This is a genomic window from Streptomyces sp. NPDC041135 (genome assembly GCF_055592085.1).
The window spans coordinates 354,247-371,582 of record NZ_JBVIYZ010000006.1 but is presented as its reverse complement, the minus strand read 5'-3'; the positions used below and the strand labels follow the sequence as shown (position 1 = coordinate 371,582).

The following is a 17,336-nucleotide window of genomic DNA, read 5'->3' as shown; positions in this document are numbered from 1 at the left end:
CAGCCCGGGAGCGGCCCGGAGAACGGGAGAGACCGCACCGGGCGGGACTGTTCGTGCATCATGTGCACACAACCGCAAAGCCCGCGTTCAGTGAACGCACAGGGAAAACGCAGAAACTCCACGCAATTGTTCACGTTACCTTGTGACTTGAGTCACAGGGGCCATTAATTGTTGACCCTGTGTACCGAGTGGGCAGCGCGCTGTGATTCAGTGGCGGGAAGCTGCACGAGCACCGCCGACCACTGGCACCGCCGAGAGGCGCCGCCGACAGGAACCGCCGACTAGAAGCGCCGAAGACGTCCCTTGATTCGCTGCGAGGTCTCGGGGGGAGGGCGAGCATGGAGACCGAGTCGGAGCCGTATGTCCGCCTTGCGTCCCTGCGACAGCTGCACCAGGTCATGGCCGACATGAACACGGCACGCAGCCTCGCGGACACGCTCCAGAGCGTGGCGGACGGCGCGGTCAACGCCCTCGGGTACGAGATGGCCTGCGTCAACCTGGTGCGCCCCGACGGCGACCTCGTCGTCGCCGCCTTCGCGGGCAACTCCGCCGCCGAGGCCCTGATCACCGGCCGGGTCGGCTCGCGCGAGTCCTGGGACCGCCGGCTGAGCATGGGCGAGGCCTGGGGCGACCTGCGGTTCATACCGCACACCGAGGGCTGGGTCCTCGACGACGACGACGTGCCGCAGTGGTACACCGACGGGCCCGCGCCCCGCTTCGAGGACGAGTGGCACCCCGCCGACCGGCTGTTCGCGCCGATGTACACGCCCGGCGTGCAGGGCGGCTCCTCCGGCGAACTGCTCGGCGTGATATCCGTCGACCGGCCGCGCAACGGCCGCCACCCCGGCGCCTGGGGCCGCGAGGCGCTCCAGATGTACGCGTTCCAGGCCGCCATCGCCATCAGCAACGCCCGGCTGCGCGCCAACATGCAGCGCGCCCTGGTCCGCCTGGAACGCGAACAGCAGGCGCTGCGCGCCAGCGAGGAGAGCTTCCGCCAGGCCTTCGAGTACGCCCCCTCCGGCATGGCCATCGCCGAGATGGGCGGCGACCAGCACGGCCGCATCCTGCGCACCAACGACGCCCTGTGCCGGCTGCTGGGCCGCCCGGCCTCCGCGATGCGCCGCTACTCCTTCTCCGACCTCGTCCACCCCGAGGACATCGGCACCCTGCTGCGGACCTCCGCCGAGGGCGGCCGGGCCGAGCTGCGCCTGGGCCGCCGCGACGGCACCTACGTGTGGGTGTCGCTGCGCAACTCCGTGGTCGCCGACGCCGCGGACGGCCCCCGCTTCCTGCTCACCCACGTCGAGGACATCGAGGAGCGCAAGCGCCGCGAGCTCCAGCTGGCCCACCGCGCCTCCCACGACTCCCTCACCGGCCTGCCGAACTCCGCCGAGCTGCGCTCCCGCCTGGCGGCGCGCCTGTGCCGGCGCCCCGCCCACGCCGGTGCGCTGGAGTCGCTGGACGCGGCCTACGGCCACCCCGCCTTCGACGCCGGCGGGCACGGCTTCGACTTCGCCGGGGGCGCGGCGGCCTACGACGCCTACGACCACCACGTGCACACCGTCGCCCCCGAGGAGGGCCGCGACGACGGCACCAAGGGCCTCGCGGTGCTCTTCTGCGACCTCGACGGGTTCAAGTCGATCAACGACCGGTTCGGGCACAACGCGGGCGACGCGGTCCTCATCGAGGTCGCCCGGCGGCTGTCGCGGGGCGTGCGGGACGGCGACACGGTGGCCCGGCTCGGCGGCGACGAGTTCGTGATCCTCGCCGACGGCCTCGGCCAGGCCGACGCACAGGACCTCGCCGTACGGCTGCGCAACGAGATCATCCAGCCGATCCGGGCCGAGGGCCGGGCCGTGCGGGTGGGCGCCAGCTTCGGCATCGGGTGGGCCCACTGCGGCATGAGCGCGGACGAGGTGCTGAAGTCCGCCGACGAGCGGATGTACGTCGAGAAACGATCTCGTCCCAAACAGCACCGCCGGGCAGGCTGACGCGCAGGTCGGCGCATGGCTGCGAGGTGGGTCACCCGTTCGGGGCAGCGGGAGCGGGTAGGCTCGCCATTCATCAGCTGTACCGCATCCGCACGCACCTGTTGAGGAGTACCAAGGGATGACGCCCGGCGACAACGGCGCGAGCACGCCCGAGGACGACGACCCGTTCGGCTACCTGTACGCAGACGGCCAGGCCAGAGGGGCCCAGCCGCCGTCCGGCGGCGGTTACGGCTACCCGAACTCGGTCAGCAGGGTGCGTCCGGTCGGCGAGCGCCAGTACGGCCAGCAGCCGGCTTACGGCCAGCAGGGCACGTACGCGCCGAGCACGCCGCCGCCGCAGCAGCAGGGCGCCCACGGCCGGCCGAACGCCCACTACCAGGCCCCGGAGACGCTCCCGGGCGGTGCTCCCACCGGCCGGCAGGCCATGGCGTCCACCGGCATCGGCGGCGGCCGGCGCGGGCCGAACACCAAGGGCCTGCTGATCGGCGCCGTCGCGGTGGTCGCCGCGGTCGTCATCGGCATCGGCGTGGCCATGCTCAACGGCAACTCCGACGACGACGGGGGCAGCCAGGCCGGCGCCACCCCGACCCAGTCGCAGAGCGGCTCCCCGAGCCCGTCGGACAGCGCCTCGGCACCCCCCGCCGAGCTGCCGAAGGCCGACGCGAAGACCATCCAGGCGGCCGGCGGCGCGGCCACCGCCTCGGACGTCCCGGGCGCGCTGGGCGCCGGCGGCACCTACATCGGCGGCCTCAACCAGGCCGGCGCCTCGGCCACCTGGACCTTCGACGTCCCCGAGGCCGGCTCGTACACCGTCTTCGCCCGCTACAGCGTGCCCGGCGAGGACCAGTCGATGACGCTGATCGTCAACGGCAAGCCGTTCGGCACCAAGTTCGGCATGGCCAACTGGGCGAAGGCCGCCAAGGGCGACTACGCCAAGGGCTGGACCACGACCTTCTCCTATCCCACGCTCGTCAAGGGCTCGAACACCGTGTCCGTCAGCTGCCAGAGCGGCGACAAGTGCGACGTGCTGCTCGACCAGCTCTGGGTCAAGAAGGGCCAGGTCAAGAAGTGACTTGGCCGGAGCCGGACATGCGCTGGGCCGCGCCGGCCTGCCCGGTCACCGCGACCCGGCCCAGCAGGTTCTCGTAGGCCGCGTGGTCGAACTCGCCCGCCGCGGGCGCGCCGACGGTCGCCGCGGACAGAGCGGCCGCGCGGGCCAGCCGGTCCGGCCAGGGCAGGCGCTCGACCAGCCCGGCGAGCAGGCCCGCCACCGCCGAGTCACCGGCGCCGGTGGGGTTGCCGTGGACGCGGGCGGGCGGGACGGCCCGCCAGCGGCCCTCGGGAGTGTCGGCCAGCAGGCCCGCCGGGCCCAGTGAGGCGACGACCGCCCGGGCGCCCCGGCGGCGGGCGTCCTGGGTGGCGCGCACCGGGTCGTGGGAGCCGGTCAGTTCGGCCAGTTCGACCGCGTTCGGCTTCACCACGTCCGGCCGGGCCGCGACCCCGCGCCGCAGCGGCTCGCCGCTGGTGTCCAGCAGCACGGGGACGGCGGCGGCCCGGGCCGCCCGGATCAGCCCCGCGTACGCGCCCACCGCCACCCCGGGCGGCAGGCTCCCGCACAGGGCGACCGCCGAGGCCGAGCGCAGCAGGACGCCGTAGCGCTCCTGGAAGGCGGCCCACTCGGCGGCCGTGACGTGCGGCCCGGGCTCGTTGAACTGGGTGGTGTCACCGCTGAGCGCGTCCACGACGGCGACGGTGCGCCGGGTGGTCCCGGCGACCGGGACCAGCGCGTCGGTCAGGCCCGGCGTGTGCGCGAGCCGGGAGCGCACCACGTCCCCGGTGGCGCCGCCCGCGAACCCGGTGACGGTGACCTCGTGCCCGAGGGCGGCGAGCACCCGGGCCACGTTGACGCCCTTGCCGCCCGGCCGCTCGACGGCCTCCGTGACGCGGTGGGTGGTGTGCGGGCGCAGGACGCGCACCCGGTAGGTGACGTCGAGAGCGGTGTTCAGCGTGACCGTGAGGATCACCCGGGCCGACCTCCCTCGACGTGCGTGCCTGCCGTCCGGTTCCGGGACCCGATCATGCCAAACGGACGGCGGCCGGCCCAGTGCCGGGCGCGGCCGCCGTCCGCCGAACTGCCGGACGGATCAGGGCAGTCGGGGCGCGACCACCCATTCTCCCCGGCGCATCACACCGCGGACGGTGAAGTCGGCGTCCAGGATCACCAGGTCGGCGTCCTTGCCGGGTTCCAGGGAGCCGACGCGGTCGTAGCGGCCGAGCAGCCGGGCCGGGTTGGCGGTGAGCGCCGCGACGGCCTGCTCCACGGGCAGCCCGTCGACCGTCACCGCCCGCCGCAGCGCGCGGTCCAGGGTGAGCGTGGAGCCGGCGATGGAACCGCCGTGCACCAGCCGGGCCACGCCCTCGCTGACCTCGACCTCCAGCGGGCCCAGCAGGTAGCGGCCGTCGCCGGAGCCGGCCGCGTCCATCGCGTCGGTGATGAACGCCACCCGGTCCGCGCCCGCGTGACGGAACGCCAGTTCCAGGGCGGCGGGGTGCAGGTGGACGCCGTCGTTGATCAGCTCGACGGTGACCCGCTCGTCCTCCAGCAGGGCGGCGACCGGGCCGGGGGAGCGGTGCCCGAGGGCGGGCATGGCGTTGAAGAGGTGGGTGGCGACCGTGGCGCCCGCGTCGATGGCCGCGGCCGTCTGCTCGTAGGTCGCGTCCGTGTGCCCGACCGCCGCGATCACTCCGTGCTCCGCGAGCAGCCGTACGGAGTCCAGGCCGCCGGGCAGTTCGGTGGCGAGGGTGACCATGCGGGCCTGGCCACGCGCGGCGTCGATGAGCTTGCGGACCTCCGCCGGCTCCGGGTCGCGCAGCAGTTCCTCGGAGTGCGCGCCCTTGCGGCACGGCGAGATGAACGGCCCCTCGAAGTGGACGCCGGCGATCTCCCCCTGCTCGGCCAGCTCGCTGAGCAGACCGGCCTGCCGGACGAGCAGGTCCATCTCGTCGGTGACGGTGGAGGCGACGAGCGTGGTGGTGCCGTGCTCGCGGTGGGTGCGGACGGCCCGGAGGACCTCCTCGGCGGAGCCGGCGAAGGACGCGCCGCCGCCGCCGTGGTTGTGCAGGTCGACGAACCCGGGCACCACCCAGTGGTCCCGTACGTCCACGACCTCGGCGCCGGCGGAAACGGCCGCGGCCGCGGTGCCCCCGTCGCCGCCGGGACCGGCTTCGGTGATCTTCGTGCCCTCGACGGTCACGCGCCCGTCGTGCGCGATCCCGGTGGGCAGCACCACCCGGGCACCGGCGAGAACCAAGCTGGGGGCCATCAGGCGGGTACCTCCGAGGGGTCAGTGGTGGCGAGGAGATCCTGGGCGAGCAGTCCCGCGCCCAGGCAGCCGGCGGCGTCCCCGAGGGCGGCGGGGACGATCGCCGGGAGCTTCTGGAAGGTGACGCGGCGCCGGACGGCGTCCCGCAGCGGCGTGAACAAGGTTTCCCCGGCCTCGGCCAGCCCGCCACCGATGATCAGGGTGCGCGGGTCCAGCAGGGTGAGGGCGGTGACCAGCCCGTCGGCGAGCGCGTCCACGGCCCGCTGCCAGACCCGTACGGCGTTCGGGTCGCCGGACATGACGGCTTCGGCGCAGCCGGCGGCGTCCGCGTCCGGGTCGCCGCCGGCGGTGGCCCACGCCTCGCTCACCGCGGCGGCGGAGGCGTACCGCTCCAGGCAGCCGTGCTGCCCGCAGGGGCACGGCAGGCCCTGGGGGCGTACGACGACGTGCCCGATCTCGCCCGCGAAGCCGTGCGCGCCCGCCTCGACCCGGCCGTCGATGCCGATGGCGCCGGCGATCCCGGTGCCGAGCGCCACGAACAGGAACCGGTCGGTTCCCCGGCCGGCGCCGGCCCGGCCCTCGGCGAGCCCGCCGGTGCGCACGTCGTGGCCCAGGGCCACCGGGACGCCGAGCCGCTCGGCGAGCAGGGCCCGCAGGGGCACGTCCCGCCAGCCGAGATTGGCCGCGTAGACGGCGACGCCCCGGGCCTCGTCGACGATGCCGGGCACGGCGAGGCCGGCCGCGGCGGCCGGGGCGCCGAAGCGCTCGGTGCCGTGGGCCCGCAGGTCGGCGGCGAAGCCGAGGATGTCCTCGACCACCGCCTCGGGGCCGCGCTCGCGGCCGGTGGCGCGCCGGGCGCGGTGCAGCAGCTCACCGCCGTCCCCGACGAGGGCGGCCTTCATTCCGGTACCGCCCACGTCCAGGGCGATGACATGTCTCACGAGGCCAGTGTGACCCCCCGACCCGCAAGAGGTCTAGTCCACTCACGTGGTGTAGACCTTATGTGTCCACATATTGAACAGCGAGACAGCAGGGTTGGGGCATTGGCAGTGCGTCGTCGGACTTCGGGAACGATCGCGGCGCTCGCCGCACTGGGCATGACGGCGGTGCTCGGCGGCTGCGGGGCCACCGGATCCTCGGACGTGACCCTGAAGCTGGTGGCCGCCGACTACGGCGACTCCGCGGCCAACAGCTCGCGGACGTACTGGGACCGGCTGGCCAAGGCCTACGAGGCACAGCACCCCGGCGTGCACGTCGACGTCAGCGTCCACTCCTGGAAGGACGTCGACGCCAAGGTCAAGGAACTGGTCGACGCGGGCCACGCCCCCGACATCGCGCAGATCGGCGCCTACGCCGACTACGCGGCCGCCGGGAAGCTCTACCAGGCCTCCGACCTGCTCTCCATACGCACCCAGGCCGACTTCCCCGCCCAGCTCGCCGAGGCCGGCCAGTGGAAGCACACCCAGTACGGCATCCCCTTCGCCGCCTCCACCCGCGTGCTCTTCTACAACAAGACCCTCTTCGCCCGGGCCGGCCTCACCCCGCCCACCACCTGGAGCGAGCTGGCCGCCGACGCCCGGGCGCTGAAGGCGGAGGGCGTGACCTACCCCTACGCGCTGCCCCTCGGCCCCGAGGAGGCGCAGGCCGAGACCATGCAGTGGCTGCTGAGCGGCGGCAAGGGCTACACCGACGACGTCGGCACCTACACCCTGGACGCCGCGGAGAACGTCGAGACCTTCAACTGGCTCAAGGACGAGCTGGTCGGCAAGGGTCTGACCGGGCCGGTCGCCCCGGGCCGGCTCAACCGCGCCGACGCCTTCGCCGCCTTCGCCGACGGCAAGGTCGGCATGCTCGACGGGCACCCGACCCTGATGCGGCAGGCCGCCCGCAAGGGCGTGAAGTTCGGCATGGTGGCGATGCCCGGCCGGACCGGCAGGGCCGCGGCCTCCCTCGGCGTCGCCGACTGGATGATGGGCTTCCGGCAGAACGGGCACGCCGAGCAGATCGGCGACTTCCTCGACTACGTCTACGCCGAGAAGAACGTCGTCGCCTTCTCCCGCGAGTACGGGCTGCTGCCGGTCACCAGCTCCGCCTCCGACATCATGAGCGCCTCGGACCAGGACAAGGACCTGCACGCCTTCCTCGACCAGCTGCCGACCTCCGAGCTGTACCCGGTCGGCAAGACCTCCTGGGCTGCGGTCAGCGCTGCCGTGAAGAAGGACATCGGCCGGGCGGTCGCCCCGGACGGCAGCCCGGTCGCCGTGCTGACCCGGCTGCAGACCGCGGCCACCACGGCGGACAGCGCCGACGCCACCGGCTGAGTGCCGGTTGTCGGTGCCCGGCGTTAGCGTTGCGGGCATGGCGGAGGACGAGCGCGGCACGGGCCGTGACCGGGATCAGGAGGCGGGCCGGCAGCCGGGCGGCCTGCCGGTACGGGAGCGGGCCGTGCTGGCGCTGGAGCGCCGGGGCTTCACCGGCCCCGGCGCCAAGGAACGCGCGATACGCGAGGAGCTGGGCCTGGCCCCCGTGCGCTACTACCAGCTGCTCAACGCCCTCCTCGACGACGAGCGGGCCCTCGCCCACGACCCGGTGACGGTCAACCGCCTGCGCCGCGTCCGGGACGCCCGGCGCACCGAGCGCTGACCCCGGCGCCACCGGGACCCCGGGTGCGGCGGGCCGGGGCCATGCGTGCGCCGGTCCTCGCTGGATAGGGTCCTTTCATGGGCATCCACACCACCGACTCCACCGATTCCGGCAACCCGCTGCCGGCCCCCGCCACCCCGGCCGGACGGGACGGACTGCGGGCCCTGCTCGAGCGGCCGCGCGCCGCGGTGATCGGGCTGGACTTCGACGGCACCCTCGCCCCGATCGTCGACGACCCCGAACAGGCCCGCGCCCACCCCGGCGCCGTTGCCGCGCTGGCCGCCCTGGCCCCGAAGGTCGCGGGCATCACCGTGATCACCGGCCGCCCGGCCGCCGTCGCGGTGCGCAACGGCGGCTTCGCCGGCGTCCCCGGCCTGGAGCACCTCGTCGTCCTCGGCCACTACGGCGCCGAGCGCTGGGACGCCGTCACCGGCACCGTCAGCGCCCCGCCCCCGCACCCCGGGGTCACCGCGGCGCGCGCGGAGCTGCCCGGCTTCCTGGACCGGATCGGCGCCGTGCGCGGCACCTGGATCGAGGAGAAGGGCCGCGCGGTCGCCGTGCACACCCGGCGCGCCGAGGACCCGCAGGCCGCGTTCGAGGCGCTGCGCGAACCCCTCGCCGGCCTCGCCGCCCGGCACGGCCTGATCGTCGAGCCCGGCCGCATGGTGCTCGAACTGCGCCCGCCGGGCATGGACAAGGGCGTCGCGCTGCTCGACCACGTCCGCGCCACCGGCGCCGAGGCCGTCCTCTACGCGGGCGACGACCTCGGCGACCTGCCCGCCTTCGCGGCCGTCGGCGAACTCCGCTCCGACGGCGTCCCCGGACTGCTGGTGTGCAGCGGCAGCGCCGAGGTGACCGAGCTGGCGGAACGGGCGGACCTGGTGGTCGACGGCGCGGCCGGCGTCGTCGCGCTGCTCGGGGCGCTCGCGGCTCAGCTGGGCTGATCCTCCCGCAGCGCGTGCAGCTGGTCCAGGAACCACTGGGCCGGCGGCAGCGCCGTGGCCGCGGCGGCCAGCCGCTTGGTCCGCTCGGCGCGGTCCGCCGCGGGCAGGGTGAGCGCCCGGTGCAGCGCCTCGGCGGTGCCCTGGATGTCGTACGGGTTCACCGTGACGGCGTCCTCGCCCAGCTCCTCGTACGCCCCCGCCTCCCGGGACAGCACCAGCACGCAGCCCTCGTCGGAGACGACCGGGACCTCCTTGGCGACCAGGTTCATGCCGTCCCGGATGGGGTTGACCAGGGCCACGTCGGCCAGCCGGTAGGCGGCCAGCGAGCGGGCGAAGTCGTCCTTGACGTGCAGCACGACCGGCGTCCAGCCCGGGGTGCCGTACGCGTCGTTGATCTCCTGGGCCACCCGCCGCACCTCGGCGGTGTAGTCGCGGTACACGGCCAGGTCCTGCCGGGAGGGGTAGGCGAAGGCCACGTGGACCACCCGCTCGCGCCACTCCGGGTGGTCGTCGAGGAGCTGGCGGTAGGCCAGCAGGCCGCGCACGATGTTCTTCGACAGCTCGGTGCGGTCGACCCGGACGACCGTCCTGCGGCCCTCGCCGATCTCCTCGCGCAGCGCCGCCATCCGCTCGTCCACGTCCGGCCGGTGCGCCCGCTCCCGCAGGAAGTCCGCGTCGGCGCCCAGTCCGTGCACCCCGATCCGGGTGCCGGAGGGGATGCCCGGGCCCAGCACCGCGTGGCAGCAGTCGGTGAACGCGTCCGCCCAGCGCCGGGTCAGGAACGCCGCCCGGTCCGCGCCCAGGATGCCGCTCAGCAGCTCGGCCGCGATGTCGTCGGGCAGCAGCCGGAAGTAGTCCGGCGGCGCCCACGGGGTGTGCGAGAAGTGCCCGATGCGCAGGTCCGGGCGGAGTTGGCGGAGCATCCGGGGGGCCAGCGCCAGGTGGTAGTCCTGGATGACCACCGCGGCGCCCTCGGCCGCCTCCGCGGCCAGGGCCTCGGCGAAGGCCCGGTTGTACTCCCGGTAGGCCGCCCACTGGCGCCGGAACTCCGCGTCGAACACCGGCTCCAGAGGGGTCTGGTAGAGCAGGTGGTGGATGAACCACAGCACGGAGTTGGCGATGCCGTTGTAGGCGTCGGCGAACACGTCCGCGTCGATGTCGAGCATCCGCACGCGCTGCCCGCCGGTGTCCTCGGCCGGCAGGTGCCCGCCCCCGGCCCGGCGCACCGCCTCGCGGTCGGCGTCGCTCAGCGCGGCGCACACCCACACCGCGCCGGCGTCCGGCCCGATGGCCGACAGACCCGAGACGAGCCCGCCGCCACCTCGTCTGGCGTGCAGCGAGCCCTTTCCGTCGTCGGGGCGTAGTTCGTACGAGACCGGGCCGCGATTGGACGCGACCAGCACCTCAGCAGCGTGCGTGGAAGCCATACGCCTCAACCTAGCCCGGCCCGGAAACGCTCAAACGTACGGAAGGTGCCGCCCGGCCCGGCAGGCACCGGGTCAGGCCACCCGGCGCGCCGCGTACTCCGCGATCTCCGCCATCGGCGGCCGTTCCTCGGTGTCCACCGAGTAGGTGCGCGGCTCGAAGCCGTCCTCGCCCCGCTCGAACTGGGTCAGGGCCGGGCGGATCAGATGCCCGCGGGCCAGCCGCAGCTGGGCGGTGCGGTAGATGGCCGCGGCCATCCGGCCCAGCGCCTGGCCGTCCTGATGGCGGTGGACGCGCTCGCCCACGTCCACCTGGGCCAGCGCGTCCAGGCCCACCAGGTGCAGCGCGTCCACCAGCATCCCCAGCTCCACGCCGTATCCGACGGGGAACGGCAGCTGCTCCAGCAGCGAGCGGCGGGCCGCGTACTCGCCGCCCAGCGGCTGCACGAACCCGGCCAGCTGCGGCCAGTGCATGTTCAGCAGCGGGCGGGCCATCAGCTCGGTGACCCGGCCGCCCTGGCCCGCCGCGCCGGCGAGCGGGCGGTCGTACATGGCCTTGACCAGGTCCACGTCCGGGTCGGTCAGCAGCGGGCCGACGATCCCGGAGACGAAGTCGGAGGAGAACTCCCGCAGGTCGGCGTCGATGAAGCAGACGATGTCCCCGCCGGTGACCAGCAGCGAGCGCCACAGCACCTCGCCCTTGCCGGGGACGGCCGGGACGCGCGGCAGGATGTCGTCGCGGTGGACGACCCGGGCGCCCGCGGCGGCGGCCACCTCGGAGGTGCGGTCGGTGGACCCCGAGTCGACGACGACGATCTCGTCGACGAGCGGGACCTGCCGCATGAGGTCGTGGCGGATCACCGCGACGATGTCCCCGACCGTCCGCTCCTCGTCGAGGGCGGGCAGGACGACGGAGACGGACTGGCCCGTGCGCTGTTTCGCGGCCAGTATCCGGTGCAGCGGGCGGTCGGCCACGGACCAGGAGCGAGTGGCCAGCCAGCGCTCGACTTCTTCCAGCACGGTCCGGTGCTCCTCACTGTCGTGACCACATGGCGTGACCATGTGATCCATCTCGCGGTACGGACGACTCTCTCAACTGTCCTGGCCTTCGGTTACAGTCTTGAACAACGCCGATGACCATCGCATGTCCGGGGTCACCCGCGTTCACAACTCCATACAGCTCATCCAGAGGGGCAGAGGGAAACGGCCCGATGAAGCCCCGGCAACCCTCCAGTCGGTACTCGTCCACGCGCGAGGCTCCCGGCTAGGGAAGGTGCCAAATCCGTCTCACGGCGAGATGCGTCGTGAGGAAGATGAGGAGAAAGGGCCTCGCCTCACATGGCTGTGCAGACTGTTGCCACCACCGGCAATCCCACCGTCGACCTCGGTCCCGCCGCGGCCCTGAGCTGCCGGGAGTGCGGTCACCGCGTCCCCCTCGGCCCGGTGTTCGCCTGCGAGGAGTGTTTCGGTCCGCTGGAGATCGCCTACGACTTCTCCGCCTGGGACACCGAGGAACTGCGGCGCCGCATCGAGTCGGGCCCCGCGAACATCTGGCGCTACGCCCCGCTGCTGCCCGTCCCGGCGGACGTGGCCGGCAAGCCCAACCTGAACCCCGGCTGGACCAAGCTCGTCAAGGCCGACAACCTCGCCCGGTCGCTGGGCGTCACCGGCGGACTGTATGTGAAGGACGACTCCGGTAACCCGACGCACTCCTTCAAGGACCGCGTGGTGGCCCAGGCGCTGGAGGCGGCGCGCGCGTTCGGCTTCACCACGCTGTCGTGCTCCTCGACCGGCAACCTGGCCGGCGCGGTGGGCGCCGCCGCCGCCCGGGCGGGCCTGCGCTCGTGCGTGTTCATCCCGCACGACCTGGAGCAGGGCAAGGTCGTCATGGCCGCGGTCTACGGCGGCGAGCTGGTCGGCATCGACGGCAACTACGACGACGTGAACCGCTTCTGCTCGGAGCTGATCGGCGACCCGGCCGGCGAGGGCTGGGGCTTCGTCAACGTCAACCTGCGGCCTTACTACGCCGAGGGCTCCAAGACGCTGGCGTACGAGATCTGCGAGCAGCTCGGCTGGCGGCTGCCGGACCAGATCGTCGTCCCGATCGCCTCCGGCTCCCAGCTCACGAAGATCGACAAGGGTCTGCGGGAGCTGATCGAGCTGGGCCTCGTCGAGGACCGGCCCTACCGGATCTTCGGCGCGCAGGCCGAGGGCTGCTCGCCGGTGTCGACCGCCTACAAGGCCGGTCACGACGTCGTCCGCCCGCAGAAGCCGGACACCATCGCCAAGTCGCTGGCGATCGGCAACCCGGCCGACGGGCCGTACGTGCTGGACATCGCGCGCCGCACGGGCGGCGCGGTCGAGGACGTGACCGACGAGGAGATCGTCGACGCCATCAGGCTGCTGGCGCAGACCGAGGGCATCTTCGCCGAGACCGCCGGCGGTGTGACCGTGGGCGTGACGAAGAAGCTCATCGACAGCGGTCTGCTCGACCCCACGCTGACCACGGTCGTCCTCAACACCGGTGACGGCCTGAAGACCCTGGACGCGGTGGCCGGCACGGGCCTGACCGCGACCATCCGCCCCACCCTGGACTCTTTCCGAGAGGCTGGCCTCGCATCATGAGCGTCAACGTCCGCATCCCCACCATCCTGCGCACCTACACCGGTGGACAGGCCGAGGTGACGGCCGAGGGCGCGACCCTCGCCGAGGTCATCGAGGACCTGGAGAAGAACCACACCGGTATCGCCGCCCGGGTCCTGGACGACCAGGGCAAGCTGCGCCGCTTCGTCAACGTGTACGTCAACGACGACGACGTCCGCTTCGAGCAGGGTCTGGGGACGGCCACTCCGGACGGTGCCGGCATCTCCATCATTCCGGCGGTCGCCGGCGGCTGACGCGGGCCGGTCATTACCTTCGGTAATCGAGGTCACCGGCTGTTCATCGAATTGCCCCTTCCGCGCGAGAAACGGAAGGGGCAATTCAGTGTGGTTGAGCGGGGTAAGGTTGGGGAACCCGCCCGCGGTTCCCGGGTCGCAAGCCCCGGATTGCCGGCGCCCGCCCGACGAGAAGTCGCCAAATTGACTGGCCTTTATGTGGCCTTTGCGGCGTTTGTGGGGCCCGACTTGCCCTGCATTCGGATGCATTCGGCGCACATTCCGGACGCCGTTCGTCCAGAATTCCCCGTCCGATTGACCTGTTGCAGACGGCAGTTGGACAGATACATTCGGCCGCGGTCGACGCGTTCCGGCGCACGCCCCCAACGTTGGGGGGTGAGGTCTGACCCGGGTCCGCGAAGTGCGGATCTGTGCAAGGGCCAGTAATAGGGGAGTTAGGCATGGCTCAGGGCACCGTCAAGTGGTTCAACGCGGAGAAGGGGTACGGCTTCATCGCGGTCGACGGTGGTGCGGACGTCTTCGTCCACTACAGCGCGATTCAGATGGACGGCTACCGCACCCTGGAAGAGGGCCAGCGGGTCGAGTTCGAGATCTCGCAGGGCCAGAAGGGTCCGCAGGCCGACATGGTTCGCGTCACCGCCTAGACATTCTCACCGCTCGTCACGAAGGGCCCGCACCCGGCCAGGGGGCGGGCCCTTCGCCCTGCGCCGGCGCGGGCCGGCGCGGCCCGGGCCCGATGGCGCACGCCGCGACGGGCGCGAGAGGGGTACGGGGGCGCGCGCCGGGGCGCGTGCTGGGCCGGCGCGCTCCTCCCCGCTGTTCGCGGGAGGCTGACAGTGCGCCTCCGATCCCGGCCGGCGCTTGCACTCGGGGGTGCCGAGTGCTAATCATTGGCGTTAGCACTCTGAAGGTGAGAGTGACAACGAAGGACCGGGTCGGTGAGGCCGCAGACCAAGTGGGGCAAGGAACCACGGGGTAGGCGAGCCGTCCGTCGCGGGCGCGGGCGCGGTCCGAAGGAATCACCCCCAGTCCTGGAGGGACCACTTCACATGGCCAAGATCATCGCGTTCGACGAGGAGGCGCGGCGCGGCCTCGAGCGCGGCATGAACCAGCTCGCGGACGCCGTGAAGGTGACGCTCGGCCCCAAGGGCCGCAACGTCGTCCTCGAGAAGAAGTGGGGCGCCCCCACGATCACCAACGATGGTGTCTCCATCGCCAAGGAGATCGAGCTCGAGGACCCGTACGAGAAGATCGGCGCCGAGCTGGTCAAGGAAGTCGCCAAGAAGACGGACGACGTCGCCGGCGACGGTACGACCACCGCGACCGTGCTGGCCCAGGCGCTGGTCCGCGAGGGCCTGCGCAACGTGGCCGCCGGTGCCAACCCGATGGCCCTGAAGCGCGGCATCGAGAAGGCCGTCGAGGCCGTCTCCGCCGCCCTGCTGGAGCAGGCGAAGGACGTCGAGACCAAGGAGCAGATCGCCTCCACGGCCTCCATCTCCGCCGCCGACACCCAGATCGGCGAGCTGATCGCCGAGGCCATGGACAAGGTCGGCAAGGAAGGCGTCATCACCGTCGAGGAGTCCCAGACCTTCGGTCTGGAGCTGGAACTCACCGAGGGCATGCGCTTCGACAAGGGCTACATCTCGGCGTACTTCGCCACCGACATGGAGCGGATGGAGGCGTCGCTCGACGACCCCTACATCCTGATCGCCAACTCCAAGATCGGCTCCGTCAAGGACCTGCTCCCGCTCCTGGAGAAGGTCATGCAGTCGGGCAAGCCGCTGCTGATCATCGCCGAGGACGTCGAGGGCGAGGCCCTGTCGACCCTGGTCGTCAACAAGATCCGCGGCACCTTCAAGTCCGTCGCCGTCAAGGCCCCGGGCTTCGGCGACCGCCGCAAGGCCATGCTCGGCGACATCGCCATCCTCACGGGCGGCGAGGTCATCTCCGAGGAGGTCGGCCTCAAGCTGGAGAACGCGACCCTGGACCTCCTGGGCCGCGCCCGCAAGGTTGTTATTACCAAGGACGAGACCACGATCGTGGACGGTGCCGGCTCCGCCGAGCAGGTCCAGGGCCGGGTCAACCAGATCCGCGCCGAGATCGAGAACAGCGACTCGGACTACGACCGCGAGAAGCTGCAGGAGCGCCTGGCGAAGCTCGCCGGCGGTGTCGCGGTCATCAAGGCCGGCGCCGCCACCGAAGTGGAGCTGAAGGAGCGCAAGCACCGCATCGAGGACGCCGTCCGCAACGCCAAGGCGGCCGTCGAGGAGGGCATCGTCGCCGGTGGTGGCGTGGCCCTGCTCCAGGCCTCCCAGGTCTTCGAGAAGCTCGAGCTGGAGGGCGACGAGGCCACCGGTGCCGCCGCCGTCAAGCTGGCGCTCGAGGCCCCGCTGAAGCAGATCGCCGTCAACGCCGGCCTCGAGGGCGGCGTCGTGGTGGAGAAGGTCCGCAACCTCACCCCGGGTCACGGCCTCAACGCCGCGACCGGCGAGTACGTCGACCTGGTCGCCGAGGGCATCATCGACCCGGCGAAGGTGACCCGTTCCGCGCTGCAGAACGCCGCCTCCATCGCCGCGCTGTTCCTCACCACCGAGGCCGTCATCGCCGACAAGCCGGAGAAGAACGCCGCTCCGGCCGGCGGCGGCATGCCGGGCGGTGACATGGACTTCTGATCCTCTTCGAGGATCGGACCCGTCCGTCGCCGAGGGCGGCACTCCCTGGATCGCAGGGGGTGCCGCCCTCCGGCGTGTCCGGGGTCACACGGGAGGCGCGCCGGGCGGCGGAATGCGGTGGCGGGGGCCGGTCGTTGCGCAGGGAGACGTACTCGATGCGCGTGCACATACCAGCCGGTCGACCTTCCGGCCGGTGCCGTGCCCGCCCCTTACCCGAGGAGCCCCCACCGTGACGGCCACCACGCCCCCCGCCACCCGCGCGGCCCAGATCCTCTCCCGCCCGGTCGCGCTCAACGGCCTGACCGTGCCCAACCGGATCGCGATGGCCCCCATGACCCGCCAGTTCTCCCCGGGCGGCGTCCCCGGCGACGACGTGCGCGCGTACTACTCCCGCCGCGCGGCCGCGGGCGTCGGCCTGATCGTCACCGAGGGCACCTACGTCGGCCACGAGTCGGCCGGGCAGAGCAACCGCGTCCCGCGCTTCCACGGCGAGGAGCAGCTGGCGGGCTGGGCGAAGGTGGCCGAGGGCGTGCACGCGGCGGGCGGCACGATCGTCCCGCAGCTGTGGCACGTCGGCATGGTCCGCGAGCAGGGCCAGCCGCCCTTCCCGGACGCCCCCGCCGTCGGCCCCTCCGGACTGCGCATCGACGGCACCGAGGGCACCGGCCGGGCGATGACCCGCACCGACCTGGACGCCGTCGTCGCCGCGTTCGCCGAGGCCGCGGCCGCCGCCGAGCGCATCGGCTTCGACGGCGTCGAACTGCACGGCGCCCACGGCTACCTCCTCGACCAGTTCCTGTGGGCGGGCACCAACCGCCGCACGGACGCCTACGGCGGCGACCCGGTCGCCCGCACCCGGTTCGCGGCCGAGGTCGTCGCCGCCGTCCGCGCGGCCGTCTCCCCGGACTTCCCCGTCCTGTTCCGCTACTCCCAGTGGAAGCAGGAGGCCTACGACGCCCGGCTCGCCGAGACCCCCGAGGAGCTGGAGGCCGTCCTCACCCCGCTCGTGGCGGCCGGCGTGGACGCCTTCCACGCCTCCACCCGCCGCTACTGGCTGCCGGAGTTCGATGGCTCCGACCTCAACCTCGCCGGCTGGACGAAGAAGCTCACCGGCAAGCCGGTCATCACCGTCGGCTCGGTCGGCCTCGACGGCGACTTCACCCGCGCCTTCCAGGGCGAGGGCGCGCCGGTCAAGGGCATCGACAACCTGCTGGACCGCCTGGAGGCCGAGGAGTTCGACATGGTGGCCGTCGGCCGGGCGCTGCTCCAGGACCCGCAGTGGGCGGCCAAGGTCCTCTCCGGCCGCCTCGACGAGCTGACGCCCTACGACGCGGAGTCCCTGCGCACCCTCGTCTGACACCACCGGGCCGCCCGCGGGCGCGGCCGTCACCCACAGGGATGGAGTGGCGGCCGCCCGGCACGTCCGGGCGGCCCCGGCCGTT

Annotated in this window: 15 protein-coding genes and 1 riboswitch; of the genes, 10 read left to right on the top strand and 5 right to left on the bottom strand. The window is 72.9% G+C overall.

What is annotated here, in order from left to right:
* Nucleotides 1-338: 338 nt before the first annotated feature.
* Nucleotides 339-1,991 (top strand): diguanylate cyclase CdgB, encoded by a 1,653-nt coding sequence (cdgB, locus tag ACZ6CZ_RS17430; protein ID WP_469021329.1) that lies wholly within the window; start codon nucleotides 339-341, stop codon nucleotides 1,989-1,991.
* A gap of 118 nt (nucleotides 1,992-2,109) precedes the next feature.
* Entirely contained in the window at nucleotides 2,110-3,063 is a 954-nt protein-coding gene (locus ACZ6CZ_RS17425) for a CBM35 domain-containing protein (RefSeq protein ID WP_469021327.1), read from the top strand.
* On the opposite strand, the gene ACZ6CZ_RS17420 is transcribed toward ACZ6CZ_RS17425, so the two are convergent.
* The 3 genes from ACZ6CZ_RS17420 to ACZ6CZ_RS17410 all read right to left on the bottom strand — a co-directional run bounded on the left by ACZ6CZ_RS17420 (nucleotide 3,053) and on the right by ACZ6CZ_RS17410 (nucleotide 6,255).
* Nucleotides 3,053-4,015 carry a 1-phosphofructokinase family hexose kinase gene (locus tag ACZ6CZ_RS17420; RefSeq protein ID WP_469021325.1) on the bottom strand — a complete coding sequence of 321 codons (963 nt, stop codon included), beginning with the start codon at nucleotides 4,013-4,015 and terminating at the stop codon, nucleotides 3,053-3,055. The genes ACZ6CZ_RS17425 and ACZ6CZ_RS17420 overlap by 11 nt on opposite strands.
* 120 nt (nucleotides 4,016-4,135) lie before the next feature.
* Complete coding sequence (nagA, locus tag ACZ6CZ_RS17415; protein ID WP_469021322.1) at nucleotides 4,136-5,314, bottom strand: N-acetylglucosamine-6-phosphate deacetylase; 1,179 nt, start codon at nucleotides 5,312-5,314, stop codon at nucleotides 4,136-4,138.
* A complete protein-coding gene (locus tag ACZ6CZ_RS17410) occupies nucleotides 5,314-6,255 on the bottom strand; it encodes an ROK family protein (RefSeq protein ID WP_469021320.1) in 942 nt (313 codons plus the stop codon). Before ACZ6CZ_RS17410 ends, nagA begins: the two co-directional genes overlap by 1 nt.
* A 108-nt stretch (nucleotides 6,256-6,363) precedes the next feature.
* Between ACZ6CZ_RS17410 and ACZ6CZ_RS17405 the strand changes: the two genes are divergently transcribed.
* From ACZ6CZ_RS17405 to otsB, 3 genes are all read left to right on the top strand, one after another.
* Nucleotides 6,364-7,635, top strand: a complete 1,272-nt coding sequence (locus ACZ6CZ_RS17405) for an ABC transporter substrate-binding protein (protein WP_469021658.1) — start codon at nucleotides 6,364-6,366, stop codon at nucleotides 7,633-7,635.
* A 37-nt stretch (nucleotides 7,636-7,672) separates the two neighbouring features.
* Nucleotides 7,673-7,957: a DUF3263 domain-containing protein gene (locus ACZ6CZ_RS17400; RefSeq protein WP_469021317.1), complete on the top strand. Its 285-nt coding sequence runs from the start codon at nucleotides 7,673-7,675 to the stop codon at nucleotides 7,955-7,957.
* A gap of 77 nt (nucleotides 7,958-8,034) precedes the next feature.
* On the top strand, nucleotides 8,035-8,901 hold the full coding sequence (gene otsB, locus ACZ6CZ_RS17395) for a trehalose-phosphatase (protein WP_469021314.1): 867 nt from the start codon (nucleotides 8,035-8,037) through the stop codon (nucleotides 8,899-8,901).
* On the opposite strand, the gene ACZ6CZ_RS17390 is transcribed toward otsB, so the two are convergent.
* Entirely contained in the window at nucleotides 8,889-10,328 is a 1,440-nt protein-coding gene (locus tag ACZ6CZ_RS17390) for an alpha,alpha-trehalose-phosphate synthase (UDP-forming) (RefSeq protein WP_469021311.1), read from the bottom strand. The two genes, otsB and ACZ6CZ_RS17390, sit on opposite strands and share 13 nt — an antisense overlap.
* 72 nt (nucleotides 10,329-10,400) lie before the next feature.
* Nucleotides 10,401-11,345, bottom strand: a complete 945-nt coding sequence (locus ACZ6CZ_RS17385) for a glucosyl-3-phosphoglycerate synthase (RefSeq protein ID WP_469021308.1) — start codon at nucleotides 11,343-11,345, stop codon at nucleotides 10,401-10,403.
* A gap of 158 nt (nucleotides 11,346-11,503) precedes the next feature.
* Nucleotides 11,504-11,645, top strand: a riboswitch (SAM riboswitch).
* A gap of 18 nt (nucleotides 11,646-11,663) precedes the next feature.
* Between ACZ6CZ_RS17385 and thrC the strand changes: the two genes are divergently transcribed.
* The 5 genes from thrC (at nucleotide 11,664) to ACZ6CZ_RS17360 (ending at nucleotide 17,251) form a co-directional block, all read left to right on the top strand.
* Nucleotides 11,664-12,950 (top strand): threonine synthase, encoded by a 1,287-nt coding sequence (gene thrC, locus ACZ6CZ_RS17380; RefSeq protein WP_469021305.1) that lies wholly within the window; start codon nucleotides 11,664-11,666, stop codon nucleotides 12,948-12,950.
* On the top strand, nucleotides 12,947-13,222 hold the full coding sequence (locus ACZ6CZ_RS17375) for a MoaD/ThiS family protein (protein ID WP_469021302.1): 276 nt from the start codon (nucleotides 12,947-12,949) through the stop codon (nucleotides 13,220-13,222). The genes thrC and ACZ6CZ_RS17375 overlap by 4 nt, the downstream gene beginning before the upstream one ends.
* A 440-nt stretch (nucleotides 13,223-13,662) precedes the next feature.
* Nucleotides 13,663-13,866, top strand: coding sequence for a cold-shock protein (locus tag ACZ6CZ_RS17370; protein WP_004986573.1), 204 nt, complete (start codon nucleotides 13,663-13,665; stop codon nucleotides 13,864-13,866).
* Nucleotides 13,867-14,271: 405 nt separating this feature from the next.
* Entirely contained in the window at nucleotides 14,272-15,894 is a 1,623-nt protein-coding gene (gene groL / locus ACZ6CZ_RS17365) for a chaperonin GroEL (RefSeq protein WP_469021300.1), read from the top strand.
* A gap of 229 nt (nucleotides 15,895-16,123) precedes the next feature.
* Entirely contained in the window at nucleotides 16,124-17,251 is a 1,128-nt protein-coding gene (locus ACZ6CZ_RS17360; RefSeq protein ID WP_469021297.1) for an NADH:flavin oxidoreductase, read from the top strand.
* Nucleotides 17,252-17,336: the final 85 nt, after the last annotated feature.